At 42.9% G+C, this 23038-nt stretch carries 18 protein-coding genes; 11 read left to right on the top strand and 7 right to left on the bottom strand.

Translation table 11 applies throughout. From position 1 onward, the window contains the following. Nucleotides 1-118 precede the first annotated feature (118 nt). Nucleotides 119-946 carry a hypothetical protein gene (locus tag V7L31_RS07195; protein WP_334695607.1) on the top strand — a complete coding sequence of 276 codons (828 nt, stop codon included), beginning with the start codon at nucleotides 119-121 and terminating at the stop codon, nucleotides 944-946. 674 nt (nucleotides 947-1620) lie between these two features. Here V7L31_RS07195 and V7L31_RS07200 read toward each other — a convergent pair. The 3 genes from V7L31_RS07200 to V7L31_RS07210 form a co-directional block, all read right to left on the bottom strand. Further along, the gene (locus V7L31_RS07200) at nucleotides 1621-3114 is read right to left on the bottom strand and encodes a catalase (RefSeq protein WP_334695608.1); all 1494 of its coding nucleotides are present in this window, start codon (nucleotides 3112-3114) and stop codon (nucleotides 1621-1623) included. Between the two features lie 262 nt (nucleotides 3115-3376). Beyond that, on the bottom strand, nucleotides 3377-4423 hold the full coding sequence (locus tag V7L31_RS07205) for a DUF1611 domain-containing protein (RefSeq protein WP_334695609.1): 1047 nt from the start codon (nucleotides 4421-4423) through the stop codon (nucleotides 3377-3379). Then, nucleotides 4407-5459: a dipeptide epimerase gene (locus V7L31_RS07210; protein WP_334695610.1), complete on the bottom strand. Its 1053-nt coding sequence runs from the start codon at nucleotides 5457-5459 to the stop codon at nucleotides 4407-4409. The genes V7L31_RS07205 and V7L31_RS07210 overlap by 17 nt, the downstream gene beginning before the upstream one ends. 125 nt (nucleotides 5460-5584) lie before the next feature. Between V7L31_RS07210 and V7L31_RS07215 the strand changes: the two genes are divergently transcribed. The 3 genes from V7L31_RS07215 (at nucleotide 5585) to V7L31_RS07225 (ending at nucleotide 6808) form a co-directional block, all read left to right on the top strand. Next, nucleotides 5585-6148 (top strand): NUDIX hydrolase, encoded by a 564-nt coding sequence (locus V7L31_RS07215; protein ID WP_334695611.1) that lies wholly within the window; start codon nucleotides 5585-5587, stop codon nucleotides 6146-6148. 162 nt (nucleotides 6149-6310) lie between these two features. Next, the gene (locus V7L31_RS07220) at nucleotides 6311-6532 is read left to right on the top strand and encodes a hypothetical protein (RefSeq protein ID WP_334695612.1); all 222 of its coding nucleotides are present in this window, start codon (nucleotides 6311-6313) and stop codon (nucleotides 6530-6532) included. Between the two features lie 15 nt (nucleotides 6533-6547). Continuing rightward, nucleotides 6548-6808, top strand: a complete 261-nt coding sequence (locus tag V7L31_RS07225; protein ID WP_334695613.1) for a hypothetical protein — start codon at nucleotides 6548-6550, stop codon at nucleotides 6806-6808. A 132-nt stretch (nucleotides 6809-6940) separates the two neighbouring features. On the opposite strand, the gene V7L31_RS07230 is transcribed toward V7L31_RS07225, so the two are convergent. Together V7L31_RS07230 and V7L31_RS07235 are read right to left on the bottom strand one after the other, a co-directional pair. Further along, nucleotides 6941-7123 carry a hypothetical protein gene (locus tag V7L31_RS07230; protein WP_334695614.1) on the bottom strand — a complete coding sequence of 61 codons (183 nt, stop codon included), beginning with the start codon at nucleotides 7121-7123 and terminating at the stop codon, nucleotides 6941-6943. A gap of 230 nt (nucleotides 7124-7353) precedes the next feature. Continuing rightward, the gene (locus V7L31_RS07235; protein WP_334695615.1) at nucleotides 7354-8277 is read right to left on the bottom strand and encodes a nucleoside hydrolase; all 924 of its coding nucleotides are present in this window, start codon (nucleotides 8275-8277) and stop codon (nucleotides 7354-7356) included. A 14-nt stretch (nucleotides 8278-8291) separates the two neighbouring features. On the opposite strand from V7L31_RS07235, the gene V7L31_RS07240 reads away from it, so the two are divergent. Then, nucleotides 8292-8723, top strand: a complete 432-nt coding sequence (locus V7L31_RS07240; protein ID WP_334695616.1) for a nucleoside deaminase — start codon at nucleotides 8292-8294, stop codon at nucleotides 8721-8723. A gap of 62 nt (nucleotides 8724-8785) precedes the next feature. Here the strand turns inward: V7L31_RS07240 and rbsK are convergent, their stop codons facing one another. Beyond that, nucleotides 8786-9721: a ribokinase gene (rbsK, locus tag V7L31_RS07245; protein WP_334695617.1), complete on the bottom strand. Its 936-nt coding sequence runs from the start codon at nucleotides 9719-9721 to the stop codon at nucleotides 8786-8788. A 237-nt stretch (nucleotides 9722-9958) separates the two neighbouring features. Between rbsK and V7L31_RS07250 the strand changes: the two genes are divergently transcribed. The 6 genes from V7L31_RS07250 to V7L31_RS07275 all read left to right on the top strand — a co-directional run bounded on the left by V7L31_RS07250 (nucleotide 9959) and on the right by V7L31_RS07275 (nucleotide 20678). Then, nucleotides 9959-10894 carry a nucleotidyl transferase AbiEii/AbiGii toxin family protein gene (locus V7L31_RS07250; RefSeq protein WP_334695618.1) on the top strand — a complete coding sequence of 312 codons (936 nt, stop codon included), beginning with the start codon at nucleotides 9959-9961 and terminating at the stop codon, nucleotides 10892-10894. A 130-nt stretch (nucleotides 10895-11024) separates the two neighbouring features. Further along, nucleotides 11025-11723 carry a hypothetical protein gene (locus V7L31_RS07255; RefSeq protein ID WP_334695619.1) on the top strand — a complete coding sequence of 233 codons (699 nt, stop codon included), beginning with the start codon at nucleotides 11025-11027 and terminating at the stop codon, nucleotides 11721-11723. Nucleotides 11724-12090: 367 nt separating this feature from the next. After that, entirely contained in the window at nucleotides 12091-15942 is a 3852-nt protein-coding gene (locus tag V7L31_RS07260) for a CHAT domain-containing protein (protein ID WP_334695620.1), read from the top strand. A 182-nt stretch (nucleotides 15943-16124) separates the two neighbouring features. Beyond that, nucleotides 16125-17810: a M14 family metallopeptidase gene (locus V7L31_RS07265; protein WP_334695621.1), complete on the top strand. Its 1686-nt coding sequence runs from the start codon at nucleotides 16125-16127 to the stop codon at nucleotides 17808-17810. Between the two features lie 270 nt (nucleotides 17811-18080). Further along, the gene (locus V7L31_RS07270) at nucleotides 18081-18548 is read left to right on the top strand and encodes a GNAT family N-acetyltransferase (protein ID WP_334695622.1); all 468 of its coding nucleotides are present in this window, start codon (nucleotides 18081-18083) and stop codon (nucleotides 18546-18548) included. 444 nt (nucleotides 18549-18992) lie between these two features. Then, complete coding sequence (locus tag V7L31_RS07275) at nucleotides 18993-20678, top strand: fasciclin domain-containing protein (RefSeq protein WP_334695623.1); 1686 nt, start codon at nucleotides 18993-18995, stop codon at nucleotides 20676-20678. Nucleotides 20679-20984: 306 nt separating this feature from the next. Here V7L31_RS07275 and V7L31_RS07280 read toward each other — a convergent pair whose 3' ends face one another. Beyond that, complete coding sequence (locus tag V7L31_RS07280; RefSeq protein WP_334695624.1) at nucleotides 20985-23036, bottom strand: amylo-alpha-1,6-glucosidase; 2052 nt, start codon at nucleotides 23034-23036, stop codon at nucleotides 20985-20987. Nucleotides 23037-23038 lie beyond the last annotated feature (2 nt).

A 23038-nucleotide genomic window follows, 5' to 3' on the forward strand; every position in this document is an offset into this window, starting at 1 on the left:
GACGGCGATTTATCGCGTCTTTTAGCGTCTCGAAGAGAGGAAAAGTTGCAACCCAGTGCGTAAAACACCATACTCAAGATGTATCCAGTATTAATCCCGATGTTTGCTACAAAGCTAAATGTACAACTATAATCAGTCTTCTTTTCCCACCCCTGGTTCGTTGGAAATCCGACGCGGAAATTACTTTAACTATGCGATGCCAAGTGGTTGGCGAGTGGTTGAGGATGGACAATTTGCCGTTGTCCTATTTTCGCCAGACAATGCTGCTTTGACGATTATGGTGGGAAATTCTGGACTACCAGTAAACTACAACCCGTGGCAGTTCGTCTACGAGAAGCTATTGGCAATGCAGCCCTATCAACTGCAAATGAGCCAACCCCGCCAAGCTCAACCGATTGCTGGATGCACGGTTGCTTATGAGTTTGATTGCACATACTTCTACAATGGTATCCCCTATCAAGGAATAGCCAAGTGCAGCGCTGCATATAGCTACAACCTGTGTACGATGGTGATGACTTGTGCAGCATCTCACCAATCACATTGGGCTAATTATGCTTCATGGTTGCCACAAGTAGCATCTCAGGTTTCAGCAACAAATGGGGCAGCTTTCGGTATACAAGGGATTATGGCGCAGAACCTAGAAATCTCGCAAACTGAGGGACAGAGACACAGGGAATACCGCGAATGGTCGAAGAATACCTGGGATGAAGTAAACCGCCAACGAGGTGAGTCTATAGATCGCCAAAACTTCCAATTTCGTGAGAATCTGGGTAATGTCACAACTTGGACAAATTCTTACGGTTATCCAACCGTCGAGTTACCAACAAACTACAACTACTATTGGATAAATCGTCAAGGACAAATATATGGTACTCTTGACTCCAGTGAAAATCCGAATGTTGGCTCAACTCAAGATTGGGTACGGATGAATCGATATCTGCCTTAAATAGCAGCAAACCTAGAAACAGTTTTCATTTATTAGACATCTCCAAAAAAATGTAGAGACGTAGCAGTGCTACGTCTCTACAAGGGTTATGGGCATTGATGTCAACTTAAGCTGGAAATAGCTTATCTGTTGGCTTCCATGCCCGCCCGGAAATAAATGAGTAATGAGTAATGAGTAATGAGTAATAAGTAATACCCATTACTTGTTACTTATTAGTTCAAAAATAAATTTTTTTGGCTTTTAGCTTAAGTCTACTGAAGTAGACTGGAGATTTTTAGTCATCTTTAGATGACTTTAGCTATGAGACGGGAATTTCAATTTCCGGCGGACGAGCGGTTTCGCGTTAAGTTGACACCAATGGGTTATGGGTAACGCATATTTAATTTCTGGAAATGTCCATACAGCACTGACAGCTATTATGCAATACAGACCGCCAGGGAATAGAATTCCCTGTCTAATGGTGCAAGTCCTCTAGAAGAGGACTAGAAAAACTTGGGTTAAAGCACTGACAGCTATTATGCAATACAGTACAGTTTTTCTTCTTGCCCTTTCCTATCATAGCTTTCAGCTTTGAGGATGTACCTCATAGCTGCCGGAAGCGCTGTATAGATCCCCAACTTCTTTAAGAAGTCGGGGATCTAAATGTGCATAACACAGCCGACGAAACTACAAGGCTACCAGTTACCTACTGGTTGAGCATGAGCAGAAAATATTGAGGGATCAATTGAAATGCCTAACCCCTCAGCTACACGACTACCGTAGGAAACATCTGCCCTAAAAAAGTGGCAGAGTTGGCGCATTTGGATATCTTGCTTTGCTTGAGAGAGACTACCGACAATATTTTTAGCCAGACGCTCTTGCTGTTCAGGAGTTAGTAACCGATACAGATTACCTGCTTGGGTGTAATCGTCGTTTCCTTCACGATGACTGTAACGATCGACTGTGACATCACCCAAATGACTAGGTGGTTCTGCATAAGCTGGATTTTCTTTAGGCGTACCTTCAGCACTATTCGGTTCATAGTTAGGAACGCTACCGCCGTTGTTCCCCGATGCCATAAAGCCATCTCGCTGATAATGCGTCACTGGACATTTGGGCTGGTTAACAGGTAGTTGCTGATAGTTACCACCCAAGCGATACCGTTGAGCATCTGGGTAAGAAAAAATTCGAGCTTGCAGCATTTTATCTGGAGAGAAACTAACGCCAGGAACTACTGCACTAGGGCTAAAAGCGGCTTGCTCTACTTCGGCAAAATAATTCTCAGGGTTACGATTTAGCTCTAATATCCCGACTTCAATTAAAGGATATTCTGAGTGTTTCCAAACTTTGGTCAAGTCAAAAGGATTATCTGGATGTTTTGCCGCTTGCTCCTCAGTCATCACCTGAATAGACATCCGCCACTTGGGATAGTCACCTTGAGCGATCGCTTCAAACAGATCGTGAGTGGCATGATCGGGATCTTCACCCTTAATCTTAGCCGATTCTTCCTCTGTCAAAGTTTGATGCCCTTGCAGAGTCTTAAAGTGAAATTTACACCAGACGCGATCGCCTTCAGCATTAATTAAACTGAAGGTATGGCTACCAAAGCCGTCCATGTGGCGATAGTCTTTCGGAATTCCCCGATCTGAAAACAGGATCGTTACTTGGTGAAGCGATTCTGGACTGAGTGACCAAAAATCCCACTTTGCATTCTGGTCTTTGCAATTGGTTTGGGGATTGCGCTTTTGGGTATGGATGAAATCAGGAAACTTCAAAGGGTCGCGGATGAAGAAAATCGGGGTATTGTTACCTGTAATATCCCAGTTGCCCTCTTCAGTGTAGAACTTGATGGCAAAACCTCTAGGGTCGCGCTCGGCATCTGCTGAACCTTTTTCTCCACCAACGGTAGAAAAGCGCAAGAGTAGCTCCGTTTTCTTACCAATTTCAGAAAAAAGTTTGGCTTTACTGTAGCGAGTGATGTCATTGGTAATAGTCAAAGTGCCGTGAGCCGCCGCACCTTTCGCGTGGACAACTCTTTCAGGAATACGTTCTCTGTTGAAATGAGCCAGCTTTTCTAAGAGATGAAAATCCTGGATTAATACAGGCCCACGCGATCCGGCTGTAAGTGAGTTCTGGTTATCGCTAACTGGAATACCGTCAGCAGTTGTCAAGTTTTGGGGTTCAGTCATGGGTAAAAAAGCTCTCCATTACCATTAAGTTACTCAAATTGCCCACAATACATTTTAGCTACTAGATAGAGAGATGCTCTATCAGCGAGCATCCTAATTCGTAGTCATAACGAGTTTATATATAAATCATACTCGATATGACTATGAATTGCTATAAATTTGTTTTGGATTTTTGGGTAGAGGACTAGGGACTGGGGACTGGGGACTGGGGACTGGGGACTAGGGATTGGGGATTGGGGATTGGGGATTTTGATTACAGCAGTTAATTCTTCATTACCGCATCCAGAAGCACATTGGCATCAAAACGTACCACATCGGTACAAGGTAGTCCTGTTTCTGCTATTATTTGAGCGATGCTTTCCTTGGCCGCAGACTCATCTAGATGAGCTGTATTCAGTGCTATACCCACTACAGGAACACTGCCAAAAGCACCACCAGCACTAGCAACAGTTTCATAAAGCTTAATCACTTCTGGTAAAGGCGGAATTAGTACATGGGGATGATTACGTACATGAACTTGTCCCGCCCGATGCACTAATACCAGTTGGGTTGGTTGCGAACCACGAATGAGGGGTAAAGTTGCTGTTGAACCAGGGTGTAGTAGCGAACCTTGTCCTTCAATGTGTAAAATGTCGTAGTTTTTACCATAGCGCATAACTATTTGTTCTACAGCACCGGCGGCAAAGTCTACCCGCACGGCATCTAAAGCCACGCCGTCCCCTTCTAACATCACACCAGTTTGTCCTGTGGCGAGAAATTTAGAACGCCAACCCCGCAGTTTTGATGCCCAATGTAACTGTAGGCTAGTTGACATTTTACCGATCGCCATATCGGTTCCCACCGTCAACACCCGCCGACAGGGAAGGGTGCGTGCTATACCACTAGCAACACTGATATTAGACGGCTCTTTTCGTATATCCCAAATTAGTTGCCCAGGTTTGAGTAGTGCATTTAACTCTGGGATACTTGCCATTGGTGTATGTAAACCATTCACCAAAGACATTCCCGCCTCTAAAGCATTTTTGATTTCTAGCCAGTAATCATCTGGTACAGCACCACCACCAGGGGCAATGCCAATTACTAATACTTCCGGCTGATACTCTAGGGCTGCGGCTACTGATGCCACAATTGGCACTTCACGCTTGATACCTGTTAATTCTGTTAAGGATTTGCCAACAGATTCGCGATCGATTACGGCTACGATTGGGGCTTCACTGTAACGTAAAATTGCTAGCCCTGTTTTGCCGTGATGTCCGCTAATTCCCTCATGCAGTAATATAGCTACTCGTTGATTAAGTGGTAGACGCACTCTGTTGTACCCCCAAACCTGGTAAATCGTTTGGCAAAACTCTCCCTTCTTTTAGCAATGCACCCGTGAAGGGATCATCGATTAAATTCAGGTGACTGTCTAAATCTAAATAATCAGCTAGTGGTGCTAGCTGTAATGCTGCTGTATTAGCTAGCGAACTGTCAGAATAGCAACCGAACATTACTTGCAACCCGTAGGCTCGTGCTGTGTGTACCATTCGCATTGCCTCTGTTAGTCCCCCTGATTTCATCAGTTTGATATTAATACCATCCACGTAGTTTGCCAAATGGGGAATATCGGCGCTTGTAAAACAACTTTCATCGACAAAGATGGGTAGGGGAGAGTGTTCTTTGAGTTTTGCTAAACTTGGTTCTTGCCCTCGTGGCAATGGCTGTTCTACATACTTTATACCCAAATCAGCCAGCCAATTGCACATGGCGATCGCATCTTCTAAACTCCAACCGCCGTTGGCATCAACAAAAAACTCTGGTAATGGTGCTTCTTTTTGCACTGCTAATAGCATTTTTTTATCTGCATCTATACCATCTGGGCTACCTAGCTTGACTTTAAAAAGGCGAACATCAGCAAATTGTAACCAGTCTCGCGCTCTGGCGATCGCACCTTCAGGTGAATTAATCCCAATTGTGACTGAAGTCGGGACTATCTGATTGCGATCAAGTCCCCAAATTTGCCACAAGGGTAATCCTACGTGCTTACCCAACCAATCATGCATTGCCATATCCAAAGCAGCCCTAGCCGCAGAAGGAACCTGGTTTTGTGTTAAAACTTGCTCAACTTCCTGCCGCTGTAAGGGGCTGAATGTTTGTAACAATGGTACAACTTGCTGTAGCGCGTCTTTGATGGCATCAGTTGATTGCCGATGATTACCCACACCGAAGGGTGATGCTTCTCCCCAGCCTTCGATGCGATCGTGTGAGATCCTCACCCATACATTCGTCGTCTGTGCGGTTGTACCCCGACTAATAGTCAAGGGAAATCTCTTGTTGACTGTAAATAAGTTTACATTTATTTGCATACTTGTTATACATATTATGATATAGCAAAAGCTAGTGTAAGTTGAAAATTTAGACTATCGGATGCATCTGTTATAGTTTTTTACATTCATAGCGAATTTTTTATACATAATATATTACTTAATTTATGAACAACTTAAAAAAATGGAAGACTTTAAAATCAAAAATGGTCTTAGATCATTACTGGTGTAAGGTAAGGCAAGATGAAATAGAATTGCCCAATGGTAAAATTATCGATGATTATTTTGTCAGTATTAAGCCTGACGTTGCGATGGTTTTACCTATCACTAGTAGTAGAGAAATTATTTTTGTCCGACAATACAGACACGCCATCGGTGAATTTTTCTTAGAACTGCCGGCAGGGAATTTCGATCCCACACAAGAGAGTGCAGAAATAGCAGCCATTAGAGAATTTACAGAAGAAACTGGTTATACTCCCCAAGAATTTAGAAAAATCGGAACTCTATACGATAAGCCGAGTAAAGATACCAATCAAATACATTTATTTTTAGCAGAAAATGTAAGTAAAGTTGGAGAGCAGCAGCTAGATATTACAGAAGAAATTGAAGTTGTATTGATTCCTATAGAATCAGTTTTAGATAAAATTATTCAGGGAGAAATTTCTGTTGCCGGAACTGTAGCTGCTCTCTTTTTAGGTTTAAATTTTATTACTTACATTAATAATCAATAGAGTTTTTATAAATTATCGATCAAATTCTAATTTTAAAACAAAACCACTATATTTGTGACGATAATTCCAAATGAAGCATTGGTAGTTCGGTGAGGGCGTAATCTTCCAGAGGATATTCGACGTGGAATAGGCACTCATCCCAGTGGCATAACAGGAATTTCTGTGGAATGTGCAGTAGGATTATCAATAGCGGAGTTGGCATCAAGTATTCCTCATGGACAGATTGGTGTAACAACAGTTGGCGAGGTTCGCCAAGCAGGTGGTGATGTAATCAGAACATCCGGTAGAAGTGCTAATCATGCAACATTGAGGAGTTTAAACCCACAGCAAGTTAGTCAACTTCTTACACCTACTGTTCTTAATCCAGCAAAGCAGCAGTTATAGCTTGGATCGCCTAGAATGATTACCCCTAGAGTTTTTGTAGATTTTCATAATGCTGATGTTGAAGGACGTTTGCGTTTGAACTGTATTGGTACAATCGAAGACTTGGCAAATCAAAGTATTGAGCTACAAAATGGGCGATTACTCACGCTATATAGTGAGGATTTGGAGGTTGATGGAGTGGTACAGTTCTCCGAAGATGAGAAGTTATGGGTTGCTGCCATTGATTGGGATCAAATCAGGCAAGTTGAAGATTTTGTTGTGCAGGCAAAAGTTTGAGTATTCACTTCACCTAATTTTTTAGGTTTTTATGAGAAAAGTAAAGGTTTAAAACCGTACTTCGTCCCGCTACGCGAACGCCCGCAAGTGTCGCGTTCGCGGTAGCGTCTGGTAGAGAAAGAATCCTTGTTTTCAAAGGTATAGCGTTTCCCGACAAGCGTAAGGTACAGCCGTAGAGAACATGCCCATTGGTGTCAACTTAACGCGAAACCGCTTGTCCGCCGGGAATTTCAATTCCCGTCTAATAGCTAAAGTCATCTGAAGATGACTAAATATCGCCAAAAATCTCCAGTCTACTTCAGTAGACTTAAGCATATTAGCCCGAAAATTTATTTCCGGGCGGGCATGGAAGTTAACAGATAAGCTATTTCCAGCTTAAGTTGACACCTATGAGCATGTTCCCTACACCTTGCAATGTAATGTTGTACCTCATCTGAATGGGAACCGCTATAAGTAGAAACCCCACCCCTTGTAGGTGGCTGAATTGAATTTTGTTAGCGCGGCGTTAGCGAGTCTGCGAGCGTCATTTTGAATTTTGAATTGATTCATCTTGCCCATTGCTGCAAGATGTAAGCATAAAAAGCCTCTTTATCTACCCGATCCATTGCATAAATTTTTCGACCACCAGAAACTACTTTAGTACGCCCCTGACTAAGACCAGTGGTAATAATTTCTGTTTCCCATTCGCGCAATTGATAATATTCTGGATGTCCCAGATAAGCTGTTGCCAACACATCCCAGAAATAATAATCTTGAGGGATAACTAGCGCATAACATTGTCCAGCTAAATCAGAGATAGGATAGTGGCGTTGTCGCCCCATTTTGTATACTAACTCCGATGTGACTGGGACATTGTTAGTTAAATCCAAAGGACACATAATAATTTCAATTTGGGTTTGCCATACCCGCGCGGCTGAAACTGCATCCCAATAAACATTCCATTCGGCAGAACCATCTTGTCCTGCTTCCAGACTTTTTTCTACATTACCACCAACATTTAACGCGCCCCCCATCCACACAATTTTGTGAATCTTGGCTTCAATGTCTGGTGCTTTATCTAAAGCTACTGCAACCGTTGTCAATGGGCCAGTTACCATAAACGTTACGGGGCTTGATGCGTCACGTAACACCTGTATCATGAAATCTTGACCTGTTTCGGCAACTAGAGGCGTAGTAATGGTTTCCCTTTGATTGAGAATCGGGAGATGATCGACGATAAACGAATCACGGCGATAGAGAGTAGGAAATGGATTGATACCGCGCACTGTACTTTCTGCAACCGGGATATGAGAAAATCCCATCAAATCTATAATTTTACGTGTGGCGCTAACAGCCGGTTGAACGTAGCAATCTGCTGGAGTGACGACAACACCAAGAAGTTCTATATGATCCATCGTCAATAGCAGCATAATTGCTAAATAATCATCTACACCACCGTCGTGATCCATTAATACCAGTTGTTTTGTCATAAAAGGAGAATTATATGGATGAGTTTATGGAAGCTGCAATTCAAGAAGCAAAACAAGGCAGACAAGAAGGTGGAATTCCTATTGGTTCGGTTCTCGTTAAAGATGGCAAAATTCTCGGTAGAGGACACAATAAACGCGTGCAAGATGCCGATCCTGTTACCCACGCCGAAATTGATTGTCTCCGCAATGCTGGAAGAGTTGGCAGCTATAGAGGGACAACACTCTATTCAACTTTAATGCCGTGTTACCTGTGCGCTGGGGCAGTGGTACAATTTGGCATTAAAAAAGTCATCGCTGGAGAATCCAAAACTTTTCCTGGTGCTAAAGAATTTATGGTATTTCATGGTGTGGAAGTAATTGATCTTAATCTTGACGAATGCGAACAAATTATGAGTGAGTTTATTGAAACTAACCCTGAACTTTGGAATGAAGATATTGGGAAATAGGGATTGGGGATTGGTGACTGGGTATGGATCAATAGTTCTTCTCCCTCATCTTCCCTACTTCCCTACTCCCCACTCCCTACTCCCCTTTCCTTAAGAAAGGCATCAAATATAAACCTATCTGGTAAAGAAGTTTGTGCGCCTGGTTTTGTCGCTGTCAAAGCACCTGCGGCCGCACCCCAAATAACTGCCTGATGTAAAGAAAGTCCTTCAAAAAGTGCCGCAGCTAAACCGCCATTGAAAGCATCGCCTGCGGCTACTGTGTCTACTGCATGAATTGAAAACGCGGGTACAAAAAACTTTTCTTCAGCAGTGGCACAAAAAACACCTTTAGAACCCAGTTTGACGATCGCACATTTCACACCCCGCTCCAACAAAACCGCAGCTGCTTTGGCTGCTTGTTCCTCTCCATCCACAGGAAAACCCACCAACTGCGCTGCTTCAACTTCATTTGGTGTGATAATGTCTACTAACGGATACAGTTCATCTGGTAAATTAGATTGTGCGGGTGCTGGGTCAAAAATTACTTTTATGTTTGCACCTTTTGCGGCTTTAGCAGCAGCAACTACGGTATTAATCGGAATTTCTAGTTGTAAAAGTATTGCTGTAGCTGTTGGTAAAAGGTGGGATAATCGCTTTATATCTTCTTGATTTACACGCTCATTTGCACCAGGAATAACGACGATTTGATTTTCACCAGTATGACTCACGGTGATGATCGCAATTCCAGAACTAACAGTTTTATCCACAAAAATATTATCAGTCTGCACACCAGATGCTTGCAAATTGTTAACAAGTTCCGTACCAAAATCATCTGCGCCTACACGCCCCACTATCTGAGTAGGAATGCCCAATTTTGCTAACGCTACGGCTTGATTGGCTCCCTTACCTCCCGAAACTTTAAAAAAATCTTCTCCTAGCAACGTTTCTCCTGCGACTGGCAATCGGGGTGTTGTTGCTACCAAGTCTATATTTATACTGCCAAAGACGATAATACTCATGATACTGATTTTTATTGAGCTTAAAGTTATTTCGATTGATATATTATGAGGCGATCGCCTGTTTTTTAGAATACAGCGAGTATAAATCATTCACAAAGACGCGATAAATCGCCGTCTCTACAAGAATTTTGACGGCGATTCATCGCGTCTCTTGCTTTAACCGAATAGTATTGGCACAATAAGCGCATAGAGGAGAGCGATCGCTGTCATTCATCCTTGCTCTTTTAATTGTTGGCTATGACAACAAGAGAAAATTTTAAAATTAATGTGATGCTCAATCCACAAAAACTACCATTTCTAGAATCTATTGGTTGGCAGCTAAAAAATGTATATCAAATGAGTGAGAAAGAAATGGTTCAATTGTATCAACGCAATTGGCATTATCAAACTACCTTCAACAATTTAAAACAAGAAGAAAAGGATTTTGTTCATTATTTAGCAAAAAAATATAATTCTTGGATATTACCAGATTTTGAAATGTTTCATCTCGAACATCATAAAAATATATTTAAAATCCTTAATGCTTTCAATCCAGAAGTTTTCCAAAAAGCTTCTGCATACTTTGGTGGTGGTACACTCTTGGCATTAGAGTATGATGAATACAGGCTTAGTAAAGATATTGATTTTCTCTTTCCTTATGGAACTGAAAATTACAGATATTTAAGAAATTTGATTTACAATGAAGGAATTGTAGCATTATTTCAAAGTACAACAGATATCGAATTAGGTGATACTACAATAAATCAATATGGTATTCGTTTCCCTGTTATAGTCAAGGAAACAACTATTAAAGTAGAAATTGTAGCCAATGGGATTTTTGCTTTAGATCCTCCTGTTTATCCAGAATGGACAAAAATACCTTGTCTGAGTATAAGCGATAGATTTACATCAAAACTAATGGCTAATGCTGACCGATGGAACGATTCAAGTACGCAATCGAGAGATTTGATTGACTTAGCAATATTGCGTGTAAATAACGAAATACCCGCACGTGCGATCGCTAAAGCTGAAGAAAGCTACGAAGTAAAAAAGCCATTAGTTAAAGCCATCACTAATTTTACTGAAAAAGAAAGATATAGAAATAAATGTTTTCAGGAGTTAAACATACCTGAAGAAAAATTTTCAATAATAATGGAGGGAATAAAAGTGCTGAGTGCTGAGTTAGGAGTTTGAAGTTTGGAGTTTGGAGGTACTATTCCCCAGTCCCCAGTCCCCAATCCCCAACCCCCTCTATACGTTTTATTGACTGAACTAACGCCATAGTCCAGTGCGATCGCTACAATCTTAGGATAAGCAATATTCGATGGTGCAGCAGATGCTCAAGCGGCTATTTCAATGGTTCAAAAAGCTTTTTCAGAGCTTGTTTGGTGGAAAACAGACTGCCTCCAAATCTAGGGGGGATATAGAAAAGGAACCAGCGCCACCCCTAAGCGATACGGATCTGGAATTTCTCTTTAACGAACTGTTGCAAGGAGTTCATCAAGCACGAGGCGAAGCATGGGCACGAAAGTGGCTGCATAATATTGAACATCGTATCTCAACTGAAGACTGGGTTGAGTGGTTAGGGCGCTTTGGCGATAGATTGCTTGCATCACCTACACCCAATAATGAAATGGCTGCGCGGTTAGTGCAACTGGGTGAGTTGGACATCCCAGAAATCGGAGATGTTGCCTATAGTATTGGGATGCAGTTGTTAACACGCAATCCAGGCGAACCCATTTGGGAATATGCCGGGCCAGATACCGCTAGCATAGATTTGCCCTTGGAGCCAACTACCCCAGTATCAGAGTTAGCAGATACGCCAGAGAACCCCCCGGAGGGAGAATACCAAACTGTCACCCTAGAAGAGTTGTTTGTGATGTTACAGGAGGATGAAAACTTACGCCAGCAGATTGCTCAACAGCTTGCGGTTGAAACAGATGACCCGCAAGTGCTTGTCCAGGCATTGATTAGCCAATTGTATCCCGGTGGGGAATCGACTACAGAGCCAACAGAAAATTAATGGCTTCCCAGAGTCAACAGATTTTGGATTTTGGATTTTAAATTTTGGATTGACCCCATCGATCAGATGAAGCTAGAAGATTTTGGATTCTGGATTTGTGTAACCTCCGAAGGTTGAAAATGCGTAGCGAGACGTTAGTTAGGCATGAACCATAAAGAATCTAAAATCTAAAATTGTCAGGGTCAAAACTCAATAGTTAAATCTGGGAATTGTAACGTTGTAATGCTATGCTCTTGAAGATTTGTATATTTTTTGCTAACCTGCTACGGAAGCGCTGTCCCAATCTAATGGATTTTTACGTAATTGATGATTTTTTTAACACAACGATGGCTACAATCTAGAAAAACAAAATCCAAGAGTGTGGCAGATGCTCAGGCGGATATCGCAGTCGCTTAAAAGGTTTTTAAAGCGCCTCATTGCAAGTAAACAGACTACTTCTCCCAAGGGTGTGAGAGGACGCAATCTGGTGGGAATACTACCAGAACTAACCAATGCGGATCTGGAACAATTGTTTATCCAATTGTTAGAAGGCGTGCATCAAGCACGAGGACGACAGTGGGCATTGAGGTATCTGCAACGGCTTGAGAATCGCGTTCCGGCTGAACGCTGGATAGATTGGTTGGTGATGTTTGGTGAAAGCTTACTAGCTTCACCTACACCAAATCCTCTTTTAGCAACACAAATGGTGCAATTAGGGGAACTTGGTGTTGGCAGAATTGGAGATGTTGCTTATGACATTGGCATTCGGCTAATGCAAAATTTACCCACAGAAATAGAGTATCAGGACAATCAGCCACAAGATGACAGAGAAATAACTCCTGGGCAAGAACTGATCGGCAATTTGGGCGAGGAGTTATGGGAGTATGATGAGCCAGAGTTTGTAGAAATAACTCCTGGGCAAGAACTGATCCGCGATTTAGGCGAGCAGTTATGGGAGTATGATGAGCCAGAATTTATCGAGATCGCGACAAATGAAGAAATTATTATCCCAAGTTCCCCTGGACAAGAGCTAATCCGTAGCTTAGGCGAACAGTTATGGGAATATGATGTGCCAGATGTTGAACCAATCACGTCAGCACCTCAAAATGTATTTTTTGAGGAAAGATTACCGGAAAATTTAGAGGAACTGGTATTGGAGTATGAAGGGGAAAACGCCCAAACCACAATACCTGAAAATGTTCCTCTCCCCCCACTGGAAGATTCAATCACTTCCTTAGCCCAACTGAGGTTCGGCGATGAAGAAGTTCAAATTACAACACCAGCAAATCTCCTTTCCACTAGGCAAAGGACTGAATTAGCAACGTCTCCCTCGGTGGAAACCTGGGATAACACTTTGACGAATTTAGAGCCAAATGTAGCTAATACCTTAGATGAGTTGTGGGTAAGGTTGGATCAAAGTACCAATTTAGTCCAGCAACTTGCTTCGGATTTGGCAGTTCAAAGCAGTAATTCCTCTGGTAGTATTGAGCGACATAGCGATAATCCGATTACCCATGCTCAAGGGTGGTTTTACCAAGGTCTTCAACAAGCGAAAACAGGTGATTTGTTAGGCGCGATCGCATCCTATGACCAAGCCATTGCAATGCAGCCCGAATTCTCTGAATATTGGTTTAACCGAGGCTTAACGCTGTTCCATTTAGAACGTTTTGAAGAAGCGATCGCTTCTTATGAAACCGCCATAGAATTGAAACCAGACTTCTACAAAGCTTGGTACAACCGGGGTGGAACTCTCGGAGAATTAGGATATTTTGAAGAAGCGATCGCTTCTTTTGACAAAGCTATAGAAATCAAGCCAGACTACCAAGAAGCTTGGTCTAGTAAGGGTTTAGCGTTGCTGAAATTAGGTTGGCTACCAGAAGCTATTGCTAGTTATGATCAAGCCCTGAATTTGGAACCAGAAGACCAGGAAAACTGGTATCACCGAGGCATTGCCTTAGCTGTCAGCGAACAATTTGCCGAGGCGATTATATCTTACGACAGAGCTATAGAAATTAACCCAGAGTACCACGAAGTTTGGATAGATCGGGGTGTAGTGCTGTTTAATTTGGGAAGATGGTCAGAAGCGATCGCCTCCTGGGATAAAGCCCTGTCAGTTCAAGCCGATTTCTACTTAGCTTGGTACAACCGGGGTATAGCATTAGACAACTTAGGACGTAGGCAAGAAGCGATCGCCTCCTATCGGCAAGCGATCGCCATTAAACCCGACTTCCATCTAGCTTGGTATAATCAGGCAGTAGCACTGTTTTATTTAGAACAATTTGCCGAAGCGATCGCTTGTTATGACAACGCTTTGCAAATTAAACAAGATTATTGGGAAGCTTGGATTGGTCGGGGAACTGCGATCGGTAATTTAAGGAACTCTGGCGAATTGCGGAATTTATCGAGTAGTATCACAGCGACCAATCCCGCCTTACTACAGGGTGGCTACGAAGGAAAATTAGCCAGCTACGAGGAAGGTTTAAAGCATCTGCGGACAGATACCCATCCAGAAGGTTGGGGTAGATTGCATTTTGCGATCGCTAATACTTATTACGACCAAGGCAAAAAACATCCCAATCCCCGCGATTATTGGCGTAAAGCCGCATCTGAGTACCATCAGGCGTTATTAACCCTCACACTAGAATATTTTCCCCAGCTGCATCTAGAGGTTTTGCAATCTCTAAGCAAAGTGCTGATGGGCTTGGGACAAACCACACAAATTCCAGAATTACTGCAACGCGGTAGAGATTTATTGCGACAATTACTGAGTGAAGAAACTCGCTCAGATGAAAGTAAAAAACAACTAGCTTTGAAATTTGCAGGCTTCGATCAATTGGCAGTAGATTTAGCCGTCGAATCTGGTGATTTAGTAGAAGCTTGGGAAATTGCCGAACAAGGCAAAAATACTTGTTTAAACTGGCTACTTTCTGGCTGGAATGATCATATTTATTCGCCTTATTATGACGCAATTCAACAACTATTTAATCCCACAACAGCAATTATTTACTGGCATATTAGTCCAGTTGCTCTACAGACTTTTATCCTCAAAGATCAAGCACCATCGCCGATTCTGCTCTTTACACCGATGCAAGATGTTGGGGGAATATCTTTAGGAGAAGATGCTATTCGTCTAAATGAATTACCTCTACCCGAAGCAGTACAACGCTTAATTGAATTTGAAACTTGGCTAGAAGATTGGCATCAACAATACCAACAATATCGTAGCACAGCCCAAGATAAAGAAAGTAAAAGTCACCATGCTTGGCGAGTTGAGATGGAAGAAAAGCTGTTGCAACTGTATGAAATCCTGAATATTTCCACAATTGCACAGGAACTCGAAGGCATCACCCAACTGGTTTTAATTCCTCACCGTGACTTATACAGATTGCCCATTCATACACTTTTCCATCTCTCTTCTGAAAATGGCGAAGAATTACCGAATGTGGAATCAAATTTCACCGTCACCTATTTACCCAGTGCCCAAATAGGTTTATCAATCAGAAATGAGGATATTTGGCAGTGGCAAAATAAGTTATTGCTCAGTGTTGAACATCCTGAAAGTACAGGTTATCCGCCGCTTAAATTTGCCAAACTGGAATCTGAAATTGTTAGTCAGATGTTCAATAACATCCAACGAATCCAGGGAGCAGAAGCTACAAAAAGCCTTGTCGTAAATGCTTTATCTGAGAATTACAACATCTTACATTTTACGGGTCATGTCACTAATAATTTAGTGGAACCTAAAAAATCAGAATTAGCATTAGCAGGTGAAGATAGACTTACACTAGATGAAATCTACCAACAAAATCTCGCAATTTACAACCTTATTACCCTCTCTGCCTGTGAAAATTTAATTACTAACAACTACACCAGTAGCGAATATGTGAGTTTAGCGAGTGGTTTTGTCAGTCAGGGCGTACCTCATGTAGTGAGTACTCTCTGGAGTGTAGAATCTTCGGCTAGTGCTTTGGTAATGATCGAGTTTTACCGACGATTACAGCCAAATAAATCAGCCGTTACTGCTTTAGCTGAAGCAACACAATGGCTGAAGGAACTAACTGCTGGAGAACTGACAAAATGGTATGAAGATATTTTGAATAATCTGCATCCAGAAGAAGTAAGAATTCAAACTTATTTAGCAACACAACTATATAGAAATAGTAAAATGGCATCAGATAAAATTCTTTATAACCATCCTTACTACTGGGCAGCCTTTACAATTACAGGTAAACCTAATTAAATTATGGGGACTGGGGACTGGGGACTGGGGATTGGGATTCAAAAAATATCCAATTAACTCTTGTGGGGTGGGCGTCTCGCCCGCCCAGTCTGTATGGCGCTCATGTTGCCCACCCCACAATATTGGATAATTTATTCCTTAAAGTTCCCTTAGTTAAAATAATTCGTATTCAGGGGTTTATTATGCCAGATGTTCGGTTCGATAAATATTATCGTTATGAAGACTTAACACGCATTCTGCACAGTTATGCTGAAGAATTTCCCCAACTAGTACGCATAGAAAGTATTGGCAAGAGTTACGAAGGACGTGACATCTGGCTATTAACAGTTAGCAACTTTGCCACTGGCGCACATCAAGAAAAACCTGCCCTCTGGGTTGATGGCAACATCCACGCCACTGAACTAGCGCCGTCAAGTGTTTGTCTATACCTCTTGCAAACATTAGTTACAGCCTACGGTACTCACTCAGAAATTACCCGTTGTTTAGATACTCGCACCTTCTACATTTGCCCCCGTGTTAATCCTGATGGTGCTGAGTTGGCATTGGCTGACAAACCAAAATTTATTCGCTCTGGTACTCGTCCCTATCCCCATGATGAGGAAGGCAACGACGGGTTAGTGATGGAAGATATCGATGGCGATGGTCGGATTTTAATGATGCGAATCCCCGATGATAATGGGGCTTGGAAAGTCTGTCCAACTGAACCTCGCCTGCTGGTGCGACGCGAACCCACAGAAACAGGTGGTCAGTATTATCGCGTACTACCAGAAGGAAAGGTAGAAAATTACGATGGAGTTCAGATTAAAATTCAGCCATCTAAAGAAGGGCTAGATTTAAACCGGAATTTTCCATTTTTGTGGCGACAAGAATCTGAGCAATTTGGGTCTGGCCCTTATCCGACATCTGAAACAGAGGTGCGATCGCTAGTTCAATTTATCACTACACATCCTAATATTACAGGAGCGATCGCCTTTCATACCTTTAGCGGTGTTCTTATCCGTCCCTATACCCATCTCAGCGATGATGAATTCCCCGTCAATGACCTCCGCACCTATCAACGCATTGGCGCTAAAGGTACTGAACTGACTCAATACCCAGCTATCTCCGCCTTTCATGATTTCCGCTATGACCCCAAAAACGTAATTACAGGCATATTTGACGACTGGGCTTATGAATATCAAGGTCTATTTGCCTGGACAGTAGAAGTCTGGAGTCCGCAGCGCCAAGCTGGAATTAATGATTATAAATACATCGATTGGCAGCGAGAACACCCTCTCGAAGATGACTTGAAGATGCTGCGCTGGAACGATGAAAAGCTTGCAGGTAAGGGCTATGTAGATTGGTATCCCTTCCAGCATCCCCAACTCGGCCAAATTGAATTAGGCGGCTGGGATACCATGTACGCTTGGACAAATCCCCCACCTGAGTTTCTGGAGAAAGAAATAGCCCTTTTCCCAGAATGGCTAGTTTGGCACTTGTTAATATCTCCTCGTTTAGAGATTTACGAAGCCAGTGTCCACAGCTTGGGTGATGAGACTTATCGGGTGCAATTGGTTGTGCATAATACAGGCTGGTTGCCCACTAATGTCACTCAAAAAGCCTTAGAAAAAAAGCTGGTGCGGGGCTGTATCTGTGAAATTGAACTACCTCCTGGAGGAATTTTGGTAACGGGTAAGCCCCGTGAAGAATTAGGTCAATTAGAGGGACGAGCCTATAAGCCTTCAACTCCCATTAGACGGCACAGCGATCCTACCAAGGATCGGGCCAAGGTGGAATGGGTGGTGCGTGTGCCTCAAGGTAGCACAGTTAAACTGCTAGCCCGTCATGAACGTGCTGGAGTTGTTCGCACTGAATTGACATTCCCATGATTTTGACATTTGTAGGACTTACGCAATAAATTTCTAAAACTCTTATTCCTTTATGTACTTTGCGGTTGGTTTTTCATTATTTTGCATAAGGGAACTTCAAGAAATAAATTATCCAATATTGTGGGGTGGACAAAATTAGCGCCCAGTCTGTATGGCTATCGTGTCGCCCACCCCACAAGAGTCAATTGGATATTTTTTTATTTGGAAGTCCCTAAGTCCTGATTTAAAATTTTCAAACATACTTCCTGGCGTAATTACTTTAATACAGTTTTGTCTAAACCTATAATTACTGTTCGCCTGATTAGGTGTGACGAACTTCCTCAACTTCTGGGGTTGTATCACCACCTAAACCCCATCAATGCCCCTCTACCTGCTAACGATGTTTTACAATCCATCTGGGATGCGATTTTACACGATCCCCGTTTGTATTACATTGTCGCTGATGTTGATAATCAGTTAGTCGCAACGTGTAACTTAACTATTGTTCCCAACTTGACCCGTGGCGCACGTTCATACGGCATTATTGAAAATGTAGTCACTCACCCCGATTATCGACGACTGGGATTAGGTACGCAAGTACTACATTATGCCTTAACTTTGGCATGGCAGAAACAGTGTTATAAAGTGATGCTTCTGAGTGGCTCAAAACGCGAGGAGACTTTGCACTTCTATGAAAAAGCAGGGTTCAAGCGTGGGGTAAAAACCGGATTTGTTGCCCTACCTCCAGAGGAGTTGTGAGCCAGATTGATACAGATGAGACATCTTTTCCAAATCCTAGTTTATCTTTGGATTCCTTTTCATAAAATCGTCTTTTGCAAACAACTTAATTCTTAGCCAAAGAATTTAGCACAATCAGGCTCGAAATTTTTGATTGCGATCGCTAATTTTTCGTCTAGTATTTGCAAATTTTCCGGCAGCGACAACTATCTAAAGAGTGAAAATTTTTCCTCAAAGTCTAGTCTTGAGTTAGTTGTATAGTCTCGATCAAAGATTAATAATAAATTATATTACCAAGACACATTTTATTTCTTAAATCTTGCTAAAAATCATGACGCATTGAGCTTGTGAAATGGGCTTCATATCGAGGCAAACCAAATAATCATCTGGATATTTGTATTTACTTAACCCTGAATCCAGTATTTTCCAATAGTCAACCGAAGAAATTAAAAAGAGGATATTTCCATGTCTAGTTTGTTTCGTTGGTCATCAACAAAAGTCGCTTTCCTAGTTCTGGGAATGACAGCTGCTACAATAGCTCCCATTGTAATTTCTACTCCAGCTTCATCTCAAACTACTGTTCCATCTACTACTCCATCCACTACCCCACCTGCAACACCAGCACCGACTTCAACAGTTAACTTGTCTGATGTCTCCTCAGATTATTGGGCGCGTCCTTTCATTCAAACCCTGGCTGACAATAACATAATTGCTGGCTTTCCTGATGGCAGCTATCGGCCAAATCAACCTGTGACTCGTGCTGAATTTGCCGCTTTGATTCAAAAAGCTTTCAGTAACCAAAATCGAGTTCGGCAATTAAGTCCAGGTGGATTTAGCGATGTTCCTGCTAACTACTGGGCTGCTTCTGCAATTCAAAACGCCTACGAGACTGGGTTTTTGGCAGGCTATCCTGGCAACGTGTTCAAACCAAATCAAGAAATTCCTAGAGTGCAGGGGATTGTTTCTTTAAGTAGTGGCTTGGGTTTGTCTGGTGGCGATGCTAATACTCTCACTAGTTACTACAACGACGCTTCAGCTATCCCCAACTATGCTGTTAATAGTGTGGCAGCAGCGACACTAGGTAATCTTGTTGTGAATTACCCGGATGTGAAACAACTCAATCCGCAACAGTCTTTAACTCGTGCTGAAGCTGCTGCACTATTATATCAAGCTTTAGTTAAGCAGGGAAAGCTGCAACCCATTGCTAGCAATCTTCCAGCTAGTCAGTATGTTGTCGCTGGAACTCCAACTAGTACTGATATTGTTGCTCTTGCTGCATCTAGTAGTTCTTTTACAACTCTGACTTCTTTATTAAAAACATCGGGTTTAGCGGATGTTCTTCAACAGGCTGGCCCTTATACAGTATTCGCTCCCACCGATCAAGCATTTGCGGCTTTGCCTGCTGCTACTTTACAACAGTTACAGCAACCAGAAAACAGAGAAGCATTAATTAAAATTTTGAGGTATCATGTACTTCCCGGTGCGGTAACTGCTAGTCAACTCTCATCTGGGGAAGTGAGTACCAATGAAGGAAGACCTGTAAATATTCAAATCGATCGCGCTAACAATCAAGTCTCGGTGAATAATGCCAGAGTTCTTCAGGCGGATGTTAAAGCTAGCAATGGTATTATCCATGCAATTAACCAAGTCCTGATCCCGCCTGATGTTAACATCAGTCAGTTAAATCAACCACCAACAGGAAATAATGGTACGCCTGACGTAACAGTAGGTAGAGCTACTCGGGGTGGCAGAAGTTATGTCGGAGTTGCTGGTAACATTGGTTTGACCGGAGACAGTACAGCTTTAGGCGAGGGTAACTTTGCAGTGATTAGCAAAGTTGGTCTGACACGTAATATATCAGTGCGACCATCGGTAATATTTGGGAATAATACACTGTTTCTAGTTCCCGTGACTTTAGATTGGTCTCCTAGCAAAGCAGGTTCAGTAGGTGAGGAAACGTTCTCTATATCTCCTTACGTGGGTGCTGGTGTAGCTATTGCCGCTAATAACAATACTGATTTTGGATTACTGCTAACTGGTGGTGTAGATGTTCCTCTCGGTTCTAAATTTACGCTAACGGGTAGTGCAAATGCTGCTTTTGTCGATAATACTGATGTAGGAATACTATTAGGAGTTGGCTACAACTTCTAAATGAAAGGGAGTCGGGAGTGGGGAAACTTAGCCGTTGAACATCGAGCGGGGTTTCAACCAATATGCGATACAAAGATTTTATCGCTTAACGTCGGGCGAAAGCGTGTAGCGGGACGTTCGCGGTAGCGTCTCTCGGTCTTAAACCTTTTCCTTGCTCATATATTCCCTACTCCCCGCCCCGTTAGCGTAGCCTCTCCAAGAGTTGGGGCAGTAAATAGAATCACAACATACGGTAGGGGCAATTATATAAATTGCCCCTACTGCGTGATCTATTTACCTGAAAATAGCTGTAAGTTATTCCCAGCATCAAATCTCTGTCGCTAACCAAGCACGTAAAACTTCACCTACTGTCCACGCTTGGGCAATACATCCCCGTGGAGTCATTGGCGGATTGCCATCAAAAATTTCGCTGAGACTACCAAGACCTTGGGCAGTGAGATGATTAGCCATTGGTTCCAAAAATTGACGAGCCTGTTCAGGGTTTTTGTAGACGCGCAGGTGTGCTAAGACGAATGGCCCCAACAACCAGCCCCAGACGGTTCCCTGGTGGTAAGCTCCATCGCGTTGATACTGATTGCCACCGTATTTTCCCTGGTACTGGGGATGGTCGGGAGCTAGCGAGAGTCCTTCCCTTCGGGACGCTGCGTGAACAGACACGCTACGCGATCGCAATCCATGAGAAGTCAGCAGCATTCGCCCACAAGCATCCACTACACCCTTTTGCTGGGTAGGTGTTAGCGGACTTTCTGGTAATGACACAGCAAATATTTGGTTAGGACGCAACAACGCATCATCACCATCAGGACTGTCTAAAATGTCATAGCAATAACCTGTCTCTTCATTCCAGAAGCGAGAAAATCTATACTTTGCCCGGTCTGCCATTGCTTCATATTCTTGGTGTGGTTTACCAAGATGACGGGCAAACTTGGCCATTGTCCGTAAAGCATTATACCAGAGGGCATTAACTTCAATTGGTTTGCCAATTCGGGGCGTAACTACCCAATCATCAACCTTGGCATCCATCCAGGTCAGTTGTACGCCAGCAACACCAGCATAAAGTAAACCATCGGCTGCATCGAGGTGGATATTGTAGCGTGTACCGCGACAGTGCCAATCAATGATATCTGCAAGTATAGGAAAGAGTTCACCAAGCAAATTATCATCGTCTGTAGCACTGTAATAGGTGCGGACTGCTTCAAAGTACCAGAGAGTGGCATCGACTGTATTATATTCTGGTTGCTCACCTGCATCGGGAAAGCGATTAGGTAACATTCCCTGGTCTACGTGTCTGGCAAAGGTGCGAAGAATTGAGCGCGCTATCTCTGGACGACCAGTGGAAATTGTCAAACCGGGTAGACTAATCATGGTGTCGCGTCCCCAGTCGCTAAACCAGTGATAACCAGCGATGACGGTTTTGCCGTAGGGGTCTTCTGGCGCTGGGCGATCGACAATAAACTGGTCAGCAGCTAGTACTAAATGGTTGATCCAGCTAGGTGATTCCTTAGTTTTGAGGGGTCGATTAGTTTTCCAAAATCCTATTAATTTCTGCTCTTGAGCGCGACGTAACTTTAGTGCAGCTTCGGCATTGAGATTTGGTTGTTTTTCTGTGCTGGCTATAAAGGCGTAGGCGCAGCCCGTCGTAGACATCGCTTCCCCAGGATTCAGTGTAACTTCAAAGGTGGCGGCGTGGAGGTGGTCTTCTTTATCGCTCAATCCCCGATAGCGTTCAACTGCTAAGTCAAAGTCATAATACCAAGTGTTGACAACAGATACACTAGCGCGTGAATCGCTCACTAGATACAGTGGTACAGCACCCGGATAAGCAGTTACACAAATCCCCTGTTCCACCTCCTCAACAGACATTTGCCAACCATTGCTTTGAGTATCGCTGTGATAATCGCGGTAGTTGACCATTGCTTTGAGTGTCAACTTCAGGGGTTGAGTGGCACGACGCAGAGTATATTGGACATAAGTTGTATTCGCGCCTTGTTGCATCCATACCCGTTTTTCTAACAAGGCATCGGCAACAGCAAAACGCCATACAGGAATTGTACCTTCCAGAGAAAAACGTTCAATATGTTTATAACCGTCGGGACTGACAATACCATTTACCCAACGATTCGTGTCTAAAGGATAAGAGCGGGTATCATATAATACAGTTTCATCTAGTTTTGTCAGCATTAAAGTGCGACCCAAAGGTGGTTTCAATGCTGCTACTAGTAGTCCGTGATAGCGGCGAGTCAATAAACCAGCCACAGTCCCAGAGGCGTAACCACCAATACCGTTAGTAACTAACCACTCCCGCGATTCTGCAATGTCAAGATTGCCGCAGATTTCCCGCCCAAATTCTATACACATAA

Origin of the sequence: Nostoc sp., from assembly GCF_036916655.1 — a bacterium.
Taxonomy (GTDB): Bacteria; Cyanobacteriota; Cyanobacteriia; order Cyanobacteriales; family Nostocaceae; genus Nostoc.